This is a genomic window from Halanaerobium saccharolyticum (assembly GCF_004362045.1).
Classification (GTDB): domain Bacteria; phylum Bacillota; class Halanaerobiia; order Halanaerobiales; family Halanaerobiaceae; genus Halanaerobium; species Halanaerobium saccharolyticum_C.
The window spans coordinates 16,079-29,078 of record NZ_SNWX01000020.1; the positions used below are offsets into that span (position 1 = coordinate 16,079).

The window sequence follows — 13,000 nt, forward strand, 5'->3', positions numbered from 1 at the left end:
TCGTTTATAACTAAAGCAAATAATTTTCAGCAAAAATTTAACTTTTATAAATTTTTGGGCTCAGGAGGTGAATATTTAATGGAATATAAGTTAGAAAATATGTCCTTAGAAGAAAAGGTAGGACAATTATTTCAGATTGGTTTTTCAACTTCAACAGTTAATGATCAAGTCAGAGATATGATAGAGAATTATCATGTGGGGGGAGTAATCTATTTTAGCAGAAATATAGAAAGTCTCGAACAGACTGCAGAATTATCAAACAGCTTACAGCAGCTGGCTTTAAACTCAGAAGGAGGAATTCCACTTTTTATTTCCGCAGATCAGGAAGGTGGAACTGTGACCAGATTAGCTGGTGCAACTCATTTTCCAGGCAATATGGCTCTGGGAGCAGCTAATGATCAGGATTTAACTACAGAAGTAGCAGAATCTACTGCTGCAGAACTTAAAAATTTAGGTATAAATGTAAACCTGGCTCCAGTACTTGATGTTAACAATAATCCTGATAATCCGGTAATTGGAGTCCGTTCATTTGGTGGAGATCCAGAGCTGGTGGCAAAGTTGGGTGCTGCCTATATTAAAGGCCTGCAGTCAGGTGGAGTTATAGCTACTGCCAAACATTTCCCGGGACATGGAGATACAGATACAGATTCTCATCTTGATCTGCCAATTATTAGGCATCAGCGTTCACGTCTGAATAGGGTAGAATTATATCCTTTCAAAAAAGCAATTGAGGCTGGAGTGGACAGTATAATGACTGCTCATGTATATTTTCCGGCTATCGAAAAAAAGGAAGGAATCCCGGCTACTCTTTCAAAATCAGTATTAACTGGTCTATTAAGAGATGAATTAAAATTTGAAGGCGTAATCATTACAGACTGCATGGAAATGAAGGCCATAGTTGAGACATTTGGTACTGTAGAAGGAGCAGTCAAAACAATTGAAGCAGGTAGTGATACAGTTTTGGTTTCCCACAGCTATCAGAAGCAGAAAAATGCAATTGGGGCTGTAATTGAGGCTGTTAAATCCGGAAGAATTAGCGAAAAAAGAATTGATGCTTCTGTAAAAAGAATACTAAAGCTTAAGGCAAAAAGAATTAATCTTGATCAGGTAGATAAAGCTGATCCAGCTCAAATCGATTTTAAAAGCCACAAAAAACTTGCAGAAAAACTTGCAGAAAAATCATTAACTTTAGTTAAAAATGAGGATATTTTCCCTCTAGAAAACATTAAGGAAAAGAAAGTAACTGTTATTGATTTTGAAATGGGAAGAGTTTCTCTGGCAGAAAATGAAGGTGAAAAAAATAATCTATTTGTTAACTATTTGAACCAGAAAATAATAAGTCTAGATCATATTCGACTGCAGAATAATGCTGTGTTAAGTTTTGATGATCAGCAAAGAATAGAAGCTAGTGATTTAATAATTGTCTGCACCTATAATGCTACAGTAAATAGATATCAGGCAGAGCTGGCAGAAAAACTGGCTGAGAATAATAATATCCTGGTACTTGCACTTCGTAATCCTTATGATTATCAGCTAATTGATAAAACTCAGGCTTTTATAACAACTTATGATTACAGTCCGGCCAGTCAGAAAGCAGCTGCGAATTTTATCTTAGGGAAAATTGAAGCTAAAGGAAAGCTGCCGGTTAGTGTTGATTAACAAAAATCTTTTCTTGACAGAATTACTTATCTATGTTAAAGTTATAAAAAACAATAAAACTTATCTAGAGAGGTGGAGGGACTGGCCCTTTGAAACCCGGCAACCAGCAGTTAGTTACTGCCCGGTGCTAATTCCAGCAGGAAAATTCCTGAAAGATAAGGAGTTAATTAATTACCCACTCCTACTTTTAGGAAGTGGGATTTTTTGATTTAAGAACAGGATATTTTGTTTCTGAAATGAGTAGTATAGTGAGCAGTAATTAGTAGGTTGATTATCTGGTTTTATTGTTTTTAATTTGAGAAGAGAAAATTAGAGGAGGAAATTAAATGAGTTTAAAATTTGACACTTTAGCATTACATGCAGGTTATGAAGCAGACGAGAATAAGAAATCAGCGGCGGTTCCTATTTATCAGACAACATCTTATTTATTTGACGACACAGATCATGCAGCAGATTTATTTGCCTTAAAAAAGCCAGGTAATATTTATACCAGAATAATGAATCCAACCAATTCGGTGCTGGAAAAGAGAATTGCCGCTCTTGAAGGGGGAGTGGGAGCTCTGGCTGTTTCTTCAGGTCAGGCAGCAGAAGTAATTGCACTTTTAACTATTTGTAATAATGGTGACCATATAGTAAGTGGCAGTTCAATTTATGGTGGTACTCACAATTTATTTAAACATACCTTTAAAAATATGGGGATAGATGTCAGTTTTGTTGATTCAGAAGATCCAGAAAGTTTTAAAGAGGCAATTAATGAGCAGACAAAGGCCTTATATGTAGAGACAATTGGTAATCCGGCTTTATCTGTACCAGATTTTGAAAGGCTGGCAGAAATTGCTCATCAGTCAGGTATTCCTTTAATAGTTGATAATACTTTTGCTACTCCCTATTTATGTAATCCATTTAAACATGGGGCAGATATTGTAATTCACTCAACCACTAAGTATATAGCTGGCCACGGTAATTCTATTGGTGGTGTAATTGTTGACAGCGGTAATTTTGACTGGAATACAGGTAGATTTCCCGGACTTGTAGAGCCAGATCCAAGTTATCATGGGGTTAAATTCCAGGAGGAATTTGGAGAAGCAGCTTTTATCACTAAAGCCAGAGTTCAGCTTTTAAGAGATTTAGGTAGTGCTCCCAGTCCCTTTAATTCGTTTTTGACGATTACCGGGCTGGAAACTTTAGGCTTAAGAATGCAGAGACATTCGGAAAATGCTCAGGCAGCAGCAGAATTTTTAGAGGCTGACAAGAGAGTGGAATGGGTAAGTTATCCTGGTTTAGAAAGCCATGATTCACATCAAAATGCAGAGAAATATTTAGAAAATGGGAATGGTGGAATGATTGCTTTTGGGATTAAAGGTGGAAAAGCTGCAGCCGAGAAATTTATTAACCAGCTTGACTTATTTCTTCATTTAGCCAATGTTGGAGATGCAAAATCACTGGCTATTCACCCGGCAAGTACAACCCATCAGCAGTTAAGTGATGAAGATTTAAAGCAGACTGGAATTTCACCGGAGTTAATTAGATTATCCATCGGTATTGAGGATTTTGAAGACATCAAAGCAGATTTAGATCAGGCTCTAGCCGCAGCACAGAATTAAGAAGCCAGGAGTGAGAAGAGATGCCTATTAAAATACAGGACGAATTGCCAGCAGTAGAAACCCTTGAAAATGAAAATATATTTGTAATGAAAGAATCACGAGCAACTCATCAGGATATACGTTCCTTAAAAATATTAATTTTAAATTTAATGCCCACCAAAATAAAAACAGAAACCCAGATTTTACGTTTAATTGGTAATTCCCCACTGCAGGTTGATATTGATCTGATGCATCCGGAGAGTCATGATTCAAAAAATACTTCCGAGGAACATCTGATTAAGTTTTACAATACTTTTGAAGAAATCAAAGATAATAATTATGATGGTATGATCATTACCGGTGCTCCGGTCGAAACCTTAAATTTTGAAGAAGTGGATTACTGGGAAGAACTGCAGCAGATAATGGACTGGAGTCTGCACCATGTTTTTTCTACCCTTCATATCTGCTGGGGAAGTCAGGCAGGCCTTTATCATCATTATGGAATTCCTAAATATCCTTTAGCTGAAAAGATGTTTGGAGTTTTCCCTCATTATAAGACTAAAAAACATGTTAAATTAATGCGTGGTTTTGATGATTTATTTTATGTTCCCCAATCACGGCATACAGAAATCAGAAGAGAAGACATTGCTGAGATTGAGGAGCTGGAAATTCTTTCGGAATCAGCAGAATCCGGTATTTATCTGGTGGCCAGCAAAAATGGCCGTCAGGTTTTTGCAACCGGTCATTCGGAGTATGATCGAGAAAGTCTGGAGGAAGAGTACTTAAGAGATATCAATAAAGGGATGGAGATTGAACCTCCAAAGAATTATTATAGAGACAATGATCCTGATAAGGAAATTGTTATGCGCTGGCGCAGTCATGCCAATCTATTATTTGTTAACTGGTTAAACTACTATGTTTATCAGGAAACTCCATTTGATTTAAGTAAACTAAAATAAAGCTGATAAATCATTTTATAGTTAGACCGACAACTATAATACAAAAGAGCCCTTCTAGAATCATAATAGAAGGGCTCAAGCTCTTTTACAGTTCTTATGCAGCAGATATTAGCTGTTATTTTTTACAATTCATCATTTAAATATTTATCAATACCGACAGCAGCATCATGACCGGTTCTGATAGCATTGATTACATCAGGTCCCCGGGCAATGTCTCCTCCGGCAAAGAGCCAGTCAACGGAAGTCTGGCTGAAATCATTAATTTTAATTCTGGGGCCGGCATACTCGATTTCAAACTGATCATCAATATAGGAATTATCTCCTCCCTGACCAATAGCTTCGATTACCATATCACATTCGTAATTTTCAATATCACTGTCATCAAAAGTAGGGTTGAAATTCATTTCTTCATCAAAGACTGACACACAGCAGTTGGTGCAGAGCTGAGCTAAAGAGCCGTCTTCATTGACCTCAATTTCTTTAGGACCACGGCCTGGTTTAAAGACAATTCCTTCTTCCCGGGCTTCTTCAATTTCTTCCTGGTCAGCAGGCATAATATCTTCAGTTTCTAAGGAAGTAACAGTAATATTTACTTCCCCGTATTTTTCCATCTGCAGTCTGGCCATTGAGCGGGCAATATCCATAGCCACATTTCCTCCACCAATAACTACTAAGTTTTTGGTAACCGGAACTTCTTTACCGCGGGCAATATCTGCCAGCAGGTTGACAGCCTGATAGACATTATTGTTGTCCGTTCCCGGTACTCTGGTGCTGCGGCCGTTGTGGAGACCAGTTGCTGCAAAAACTGCATCATACTGCTCGTGCAGCTCATCTAAAGTGATATCCTCACCAACTCTGGTGTTGAAAACAAAGTCTACACCGAGACTTTTAATATAATTAATGTCTTTATCCAGGGCATCATAGGGCAGGCGGTATTCAGGGATTCCATAGCGCATCATCCCTCCGGCATTTTCCTTATCTTCATAAACTGTAATCTGATAGCCCATTACACTTAAATAGTGGGCAGCCGAAAGTCCGGCCGGACCGGCACCAACAACAGCAATCTTTTTATTATTCTGTTCAATTTTTTCTGTCCCTAAAATTTTCTTGTAGTCTGCAGAATCAACATTATCAACCGCATAACGCTTCAGCCAGCGGATGGAAACTGCCTCTCCCCGGTGAGAGATAGCACAGACTCCCTCACATTTATGAGTGCAGACCCGGCCGCAGACCTCAGGCAGTGGATTATCCTCGTAAATCTGCTGTACTGATTCTTCCAGTTCTTCGTCGAAAATTCCTCTTATATACTGAGGAATATTCATATTGGCCGGACAGGTGTCTGTACAGATTTCACATTCCACACAGCGGGAAGCTTCCTTTTCCGCCTGTTCTTTCGAAAAACCCTCCACTATTTCAATAAAGGAATCGACTCTTGCTTCCGGATCCAGCATTTCGATGTCAATTCTTTTTAAGTCTAAGAGATCAGAATTTTCATCTCTCAAATAGCCGAGGGGATGATCAACCTTATTAATATCATGCTGATCTGGAGTAACTATAAATGTATCAGGGTCCAGGTCAATATAGCTGTAATCCCGGCTCATTTCCAGAGAACCGGTGGTGCAGACATCAACACAGAGTCCACACCAGCAGCAGCGGCCGTAATCAATCTGGGGCCTTTCATTCCGCTGTCCTTCCTCAGCTGGTACATCCAGCATTTCCACCATCGAAATGGCATCATTAACACAGACTTCCTGGCAGGTAGAACAGCCGATACATTCTTCTAAATCATTAATATGAAAACCCCTGTATCTTTTAGCAGCATCATTTGACTCTGCCGGATAGCGCACTGTTTCCGGTTTCTTTACTAAATTTTTAAAAGCTGTAACAGGAGAGAAGATGCTTTTTTTATCATTAGCCAATTTTTTCACCTCATTAGTCTTCGTTTGGATTTCAAGTTAATTAAGCTGATTTTAAATAATAGATTAAGACAGAACTGTTTAATATCTTAACTGAACAAGAGTTTGAATTTAGACTGCTGAATCAAATTTAGCGGTCAAATTCAGGTGGGCAGATCCCCAGACTTTTGGCCCAGACAGGAACATCTGCAATTCTGGTCCCGGGCAGAAATTCTCTGACTCCGTATAAGCCGAGGGGGGTAGAAGCACCTCTCACATGGACCCGGTATGGTTTTAAACCTCCATCTGAGACCATATAGTAGCCGTATTCTCCCCGCTTTGATTCAATTTTAACATAGGCATCACCTTTAGGTATCTTATATTTCAAGCCATTACCCAGGTCAGTCTGAACAGGTCCGTCAGGAATATTTTGAATCAGCTGGCGAATAATTTTGATACTCTGCAGCATATCATCTCTGGCAATTTTGATTCGATCCCAGGCATCACCATTTTCATAGGTCGGCACCTCAAATTCAACATCATCATAGGCTGCATAGGGCATCATCTTTCGGAGATCATGGGGAACACCATTGGCCCTTAAAACAGGTCCGGTGGCTCCCATCTCAACTGCTTCTTCTTTGGTGATTACTGCTTTACCCTGCCAGCGTTTTTGTGCATTTGGATTTTCAAACAATGTTTTTTCCAGATCGGGAAAACGCTCATTTTCAAGCTCATCCATTAAATCTAAGATTTTATCAAAAGTCTCGTCTTCAATATCCTGTCTAACTCCACCGGGACGGATGTAGATGTGGTAAACTCGAGCCCCGGTGATTTCTTCAAAAATATCTAAAATGTAATCTCTGGTTAAGGTTCCCCAGTGCATAACCGTGTACTGACCAATTCCGGCTGCATTACCACCAATTGAAAAGATGTGGCCCTGAATTCTGGCCAGCTCCAGAATAATCGAGCGGATGTAGTCAGCCCTTCTGGGAACTTCAATTTCTCCAATTGCCTCAAAACCCATTGCATAGACCATTTCGTTGATATCAGGTTCTTCAACACAGATCCGGGGAACTAAAGCTGTATTTTTAATCCAGAGTCTTTCTTCCATTAATTTTTCAAAACCGCGGTGGAGGTGGCCGGCATTTGCCTTAGCTGAAGTAACAGTATCACCTTCAAATTCATAAATAATTCCATAGTTGCCGGGAACTCCGGGATGGTTTGGTCCAAAAAATATTTCAGTCTGTGTGCTTTTGTCCATTGTAATCCCTCCATTCATATTGATCATTAACAAATTCTCTGGTGTCAAAATCCTTACGCATTGGAGGGAGGTGCTGCCAGTTTTCCAAAATCATTTCCTCTAAATTATCATTCCCTTTAAATTCAACCCCAAAGAATTCATGTATATCTCGTTCATAAAATTCGGCTACCGGCCAGATTTCTTTTGCAGTCTGGAAAATGCCGGGCTCACGCTTAATTCTGGTTTTTAAACTGATATTTATATAATCATCATAGGAGAAGAGGTGGTAGACAAGTTCAAATGCCCCCTCTTCAAGCCAGTCCACACAGCTGATTGTAGAAAGGTGCTGATAGGAGTGAGACTTTAAAAAGGAAAGAGCCTGAATTAAATTTTTTGGAGCAAGTTCCACAGATACATTCTGCTCCCTTTTGATTTCTACTGCCTGAGGCTCAAGATGAACATTAATTAACTCTAAAAGTTCTTTTTCATTTCTCACTGTGTTCTCTGCACCTCCCCTAATACTGCTTCCTGATTCTGATGATAAAACTCCAGGTTATCCTGATAGCGCTGGTATCCATCTGCCTCACCATTATTGATCATTTTTTTGAGTTTAAGTAAGCCATCTAAGATTGCTTCCGGACGGGGCATACAGCCGGCGATATACATTTCAACCGGCAGATATTTATCCAGCTGTTTGATTGTATTATATGAATCCCAGTACATGCCGCCGTTGATTGTACAGGAGCCAAAGCCTACTACAAATTTTGGGGCCTGCATTTGTTCATAGGTATAGATCAAGCGTCTTAAGGTTTTGGTGCTTAAATAACCGGTAACTAAAAGTAAATCTGCCTGACGGGGAGTTGCTGCTGGTCCGATACCGAAGCGGCTCATGTCATAGCGAGAAGTCATGGTCGGCGGCAGCTCTATTGCCCCACAGCCTGTACAGTAATGAAGCATATTTATCGATTTGTTCTGGGCCCAGTCAAGAATCTCCTGCCAGCTCCCTTTAACAAAGTTATTATTCATTTAAAAAAACCTCCTGCTTAAATTATTATATATAATGCCTGTAAAATAGCTATTCCGAGCGGCCACTTCCAGAAAAACTTAACTCCATCTTCAATTCTGAATCTGGGGAAAAGACTGCCGAACATTGTTGCTAAGATCCAGACGATCAGCATTTTAAAGCTGAAGCTGAAGATGTTATCTGCTCCTCCCAAAAAGAGGTTGACATAAAGGGCCAGCTCGATAATAATTGTAATTGATTTCTGTAAGAGCAGCATACCTAAATATTTTCCACCTGATTCTACAACCGGGCCAGAACCAATCTCCGATGGAGCTATCATCGCATCAAAAGGCTTTTTACCCATCATTCCAATTAGCACCACAAAGGCTACTAAAGCCATCATTGGATAGGCAAAGAGATTCCAGTTTAAAAAGCTTCCGGCCTGGGCCTGCATCAAACCCCAGATTGAAGAAGTCTGATACCTGAAGATCAGTGAAAATAGAATAACAAGAAAGGGCAGCTCATAACCAAGCATCTGAGTTAAAGCCCTTGAGATACCAATTGACGCCTGAGGATTACCCGAGCCAACAGTACCCATTGCCATTCCGAGAGAGGCCACAGCTAAGAGGTAAATAACCAGTAAAACTGTACCTTCCATCGAATAAAGCTGCCAGCTGCCGAGCGGGATAAAAAATAAAGTTGCAATTACTCCCCCGAGAGCCATTACAGCACCAAAATCAAAGATAAAGCCGTGAGTTATCGCATCTTTACCGAAGAGCTTTAAAACATCAAGATAGGGCTGATAAACAGGTGGGCCGTATCTTTTTTGAATTCGGGCTATGATTTTGCGGGCAATTCCCATAAAGAGCAGCCCCAGAGCCGTCGCAAAAACTGTTATTAAAAGAAAATGTCCGATTTTATAGATTAGATCTATCATATTATCCACCCCACTGCTGCCAGAATAACAAATAATAAGACTGAATAGAGAGCATAGTTTTGGACTCTTCCGGCTGCGAAAATTCTTCTAAAACTTTCACCACTTTTAAGCAAATTAGCTGTCAGTGTTTCGTAAAAGCCGGTCAGACTTTTGGCTGCCAGATTATCAAATAAGCGGTCAAAGGGTCTGTAATACTGGTAGGCATAGTGATAGCTCTCAGCATCAGTAACATATTCACCGGAGCTGTAGGTATCAAGCAGGCCAACCAGTTTTGATTTCTTGGCGAGGCCAAAGACTAAGAGGGCAATTACAAAGCCAGCTGCAAAGACATTAAAGATGTAGAGCGAGTTCCAGGCACCAAAGGCTCCCTGAATACTGTAGAGGCTGTAGTTAACAGTTTCTATTCCCAGGTCGCCAGAAATCTGGCTTATAATATTCATCTGAATGCCGGGAAAAACACCAAAGAGCACAATAACTCCAATTAAAATCAGCATTGGTATTTTCATCAGCAGGGGAACTTCTTTAATTTCCTGATGCTGCGGCTTTAGCTGGCCCAAAAAGACTGTGCTTAAGGGCTTAAAAACATACATAAATGAAGCTATACTGCCGAAAAAGGCGGCCAGTGCCAGGAATAAATAACCTTTTTCAATCAGGGCCTGGTAGATAACCCACTTGGAAATAAAACCATTTGTTGGTGGAATACCTGCCAGAGCAATAATTGCTGTTAAGTAGGCAGCAAAAGTGAGCGGCATCCGAAAGATCAGGCCACCCACCTCATACATCTTAGTGGTTCCTGTTCTGTAAATAACTGCTGCCAGAGCCAGGAAAATAGTTGATTTAAAAATCAGGTGATTCATCAGATGCAGCATTGAGCCGCTGAAACCTAAGGGAGTTGCAATAGCAATCCCGATAATTATATAGCCCATCTGTGAGATCGAAGAATAGGCTATTAGTTTTTTCATATCTTCCTGTCTGATTGCTAAAATTGTTCCTGTAATAATAGTCACTGCACCTAAGAGAGCAAATAGATAGCTCAAAAGCGGCAGCCCCCGATAGGCAATTGTATTTTCTATAATCTTAAAAAAGGAGAGCTGATGGAAAACAACTATAAGTCCATAGAATCCAACTTTAAGCAGCATCCCTGAGAGAAAAGGAGAAAATTCCTTGGGGGCATTACCGTGTGCATCCTTAACCCAGACATGAAGCGGGAAAATACCTGCCTTAACCCAAAAGGGTAAGCTGATGGCTAAAAGCAGTAATATTGACTGTGGAGCAGAATTATTCAATAAAAATTCGGCTGCCGGCTCAAAGGCAAAGCTTCCGGTCTGCTGAAAAATAAAGATTACTGCCATCAAAAATGAATAGGCTGCAGCTGCACTTAAGATCAGGTAGCGGTAAGCTGCCCTGCCTGCCATTTTCTTTTTCCCGGAAGAAATCAAGTAAAAAGAAGTCCAGGTCATTAACTCCCAGAAAATAAAAAGAGTTAAAAAGTCACGAGCAAAGAGAACTCCCATAATACTGCCGATAACAAGCAGAAAATTTAGATTAAAAACAGAGCTGAATTTAAAATCTGCCTGTGAATCGATGGAAAAGACGGCAATCAAAAGTGAAATGGCTGATGTCAGGACTGCAAAGAGCCAGGAAAGCGGAGTTAAGGCCATTAAAAATTCAAGCTGATAACCCATTAAACTTAAGTTAAAACTCTGATTAAGCTCCCAGCTGCCGTAAATTAAAGCCAGACTGAGCAGCAGGTAAGCTGAGACCAACGCCGTAATTGTCGCTCCCGCCTTTTTATTTTTCTTATTTAAAATGTAGGCTGCGAAAGCTGCTGCAGCTGGAACAAATATATATTTGGTCAGCAATTAGATCCCTCCTAAAACTGTCATAATGTAGCGGCTGTTATTTAAAATTTCTGCGGCTGCCTTTTCCAGAGGCTCAGCAATAAGCTGTGGATAAACTCCGAGGCCGATAATCAGCAGAGTCAATAAAATAACCGGTACAGTAATTACAGCTGTATTTTTAACTTCAATTTCTAAGTCTTCAAAGTATAATTTCTGTACAACTTTTAGATAATAGGCGATTTCGATTAGAGCAGCTGCCAGAATCAAAAAAGTAATCAAAAACTGATCTGCATTTAAACTGCTGCTGATAATCATAAATTTACTGATAAAACCATTTAAAAAAGGAACTCCCAGGATCCCCATGGCAGCAATAGTAAAGCCAAAGGCTGCTGTTGGTTTTTTAGTTCCCAGTCCTGCCAGATCTTTAATCTTTTTGCTCCCGGCTGCTGAAATTAAAACCCCAGCACTGATAAAGAGCAGAACCTTTAAAATAGAATGATTGATCAGCTGAAAAAGCCCGGCCTTGACTGCTGCTTCAGTTCCCAGACTGATAACTGTGACAATTAATCCCATCTGAGCCAGACTGGAGTAAGCAAGCATTCTCTTTATATTTTCCTGCTGATAAGCAATTAATTCTCCCATGATTAGAGTGATTACTCCAATCACCAGCAGATAGTTAAAAAACTGCTGAGCTGGAAAGAGGGTGAAAAATATTCTGGCCAGAGCATAGATCCCAGCTGCAGAGACTGCACCACTCATGATGCCGCTGACTGCTGTTGGTGCTTCTGTATAGATATCAGGCACCCAGAAATTTAGTGGGAATAATTCTGCTTCAATTCCAATCCCGATTAAAAAGAGGAGAGCTGTAATCTGCAGCAGAAGTGGATTAATTAAACCAGCTGAGGCTGCAATTTCTGCCAGATTGAGGCTGCCGACTGCTGAATATGTAAAACCGATTCCGAGCAGTAAAAATACAGAACCCACACCACCGATAATTAAATATTTAAAACTTGCTTCATAACTACTGCCGCCGGCAAAGGTTGTCAGGCTGTAGGCGGCAATGCTTGTGATTTCAATAAAAACGAAGAGATTAAAGAGATCACCTGTCATTACCATCCCGCTGGCCCCGGCGGTTATCATTAAAAAGAGCAGATAAAATTTATCATCAAACTGATAGTCTTGAGATAAATTATAAATTGAAAGAATAAAGGCACTGCCGTTAATTAAAAAGGCTGCCACTAAAGCCAGAGGACCAACATATAAGTTAATAGCAAAAGGTGCCTGCCAGCCGCCAAGTTCTAGTATAAGTGGAGCAGCCATAATTTCAGTAAAATTGCTGCTGAGCACAATTAAATTAAAAGCGGTTGTCAGTAAAGCAATAAATTTAGGCAGTTTTGAATTGAGCATCTTAAAAATTGGCATTGTAAAAGCCATTAATAAGGGTAGAGCAATAATTAAAGTTAAATTCACCATTTTAACCCCCTTATTTCAGAAATATTTAGGGTTGAATATTTGTCGTAAATTTTCATTACTAAAGCCAGTCCCAGGGCCAGTACAGCGGTTCCAATTACAATTGAAGTTAAAACTAAGGCCTGTGGAATTGGGTCAACAAAAGCAGCTGCATTACTTGGATTTACAGAATTTATGATTGGTGCATTAGCTGCTTCAACATAGCCTAAGGCTACCAGCAGTAAATTTACTCCGGTATCCATCAGGCCGAGTGAAATAAGAATTTTTATCATGTTTTTTCTGCTTAAGACTCCATAAAGCCCGATAAAAATGAGAAGTATTGATCCCCCAAAAAAGGACCACTCCTCCAGGAAGTTGAGCAAAGTGATCACATCCTTTATAAATTTTAATCTGCAGTTGATTTCTGTTTTTAC

General features: G+C 39.8%; 11 protein-coding genes and 1 riboswitch. Of the genes, 3 read left to right on the forward strand and 8 right to left on the reverse strand.

Going from position 1 to position 13,000, the window contains the following annotated elements; genetic code table 11:
- Nucleotides 1–78: 78 nt before the first annotated feature.
- The 3 genes from nagZ to metA all read left to right on the forward strand — a co-directional run bounded on the left by nagZ (nt 79) and on the right by metA (nt 4,201).
- Nucleotides 79–1,659, forward strand: coding sequence for a beta-N-acetylhexosaminidase (gene nagZ, locus DFR79_RS11265; RefSeq protein WP_166638038.1), 1,581 nt, complete (start codon nt 79–81; stop codon nt 1,657–1,659).
- A gap of 57 nt (nt 1,660–1,716) precedes the next feature.
- Nucleotides 1,717–1,821: riboswitch (SAM riboswitch) on the forward strand.
- Nucleotides 1,822–1,985: 164 nt separating this feature from the next.
- A complete protein-coding gene (locus DFR79_RS11270; protein ID WP_133515584.1) occupies nt 1,986–3,263 on the forward strand; it encodes an O-acetylhomoserine aminocarboxypropyltransferase/cysteine synthase family protein in 1,278 nt (425 codons plus the stop codon).
- A 20-nt stretch (nt 3,264–3,283) separates the two neighbouring features.
- A complete protein-coding gene (gene metA / locus DFR79_RS11275) occupies nt 3,284–4,201 on the forward strand; it encodes a homoserine O-acetyltransferase MetA (RefSeq protein WP_133515585.1) in 918 nt (305 codons plus the stop codon).
- Between the two features lie 122 nt (nt 4,202–4,323).
- Here the strand turns inward: metA and DFR79_RS11280 are convergent, their stop codons facing one another.
- From DFR79_RS11280 to DFR79_RS11315, 8 genes are all read right to left on the reverse strand, one after another.
- Nucleotides 4,324–6,129: an FAD-dependent oxidoreductase gene (locus DFR79_RS11280; RefSeq protein WP_133515586.1), complete on the reverse strand. Its 1,806-nt coding sequence runs from the start codon at nt 6,127–6,129 to the stop codon at nt 4,324–4,326.
- Nucleotides 6,130–6,247: 118 nt separating this feature from the next.
- A complete protein-coding gene (locus DFR79_RS11285; RefSeq protein WP_133515587.1) occupies nt 6,248–7,357 on the reverse strand; it encodes an NADH-quinone oxidoreductase subunit D in 1,110 nt (369 codons plus the stop codon).
- Entirely contained in the window at nt 7,335–7,832 is a 498-nt protein-coding gene (locus tag DFR79_RS11290; protein WP_166638039.1) for an NADH-quinone oxidoreductase subunit C, read from the reverse strand. The genes DFR79_RS11285 and DFR79_RS11290 overlap by 23 nt, the downstream gene beginning before the upstream one ends.
- Nucleotides 7,829–8,362: a NuoB/complex I 20 kDa subunit family protein gene (locus DFR79_RS11295; RefSeq protein WP_133515589.1), complete on the reverse strand. Its 534-nt coding sequence runs from the start codon at nt 8,360–8,362 to the stop codon at nt 7,829–7,831. Before DFR79_RS11295 ends, DFR79_RS11290 begins: the two co-directional genes overlap by 4 nt.
- Before the next feature lie 17 nt (nt 8,363–8,379).
- Nucleotides 8,380–9,276 carry a respiratory chain complex I subunit 1 family protein gene (locus tag DFR79_RS11300; RefSeq protein ID WP_133515590.1) on the reverse strand — a complete coding sequence of 299 codons (897 nt, stop codon included), beginning with the start codon at nt 9,274–9,276 and terminating at the stop codon, nt 8,380–8,382.
- Nucleotides 9,273–11,138 carry a proton-conducting transporter membrane subunit gene (locus tag DFR79_RS11305; RefSeq protein ID WP_133515591.1) on the reverse strand — a complete coding sequence of 622 codons (1,866 nt, stop codon included), beginning with the start codon at nt 11,136–11,138 and terminating at the stop codon, nt 9,273–9,275. Before DFR79_RS11305 ends, DFR79_RS11300 begins: the two co-directional genes overlap by 4 nt.
- Complete coding sequence (locus DFR79_RS11310; protein ID WP_133515592.1) at nt 11,139–12,590, reverse strand: proton-conducting transporter membrane subunit; 1,452 nt, start codon at nt 12,588–12,590, stop codon at nt 11,139–11,141.
- Nucleotides 12,584–12,859 carry a sodium:proton antiporter gene (locus DFR79_RS11315; RefSeq protein WP_243727785.1) on the reverse strand — a complete coding sequence of 92 codons (276 nt, stop codon included), beginning with the start codon at nt 12,857–12,859 and terminating at the stop codon, nt 12,584–12,586. The genes DFR79_RS11310 and DFR79_RS11315 overlap by 7 nt, the downstream gene beginning before the upstream one ends.
- Nucleotides 12,860–13,000 lie beyond the last annotated feature (141 nt).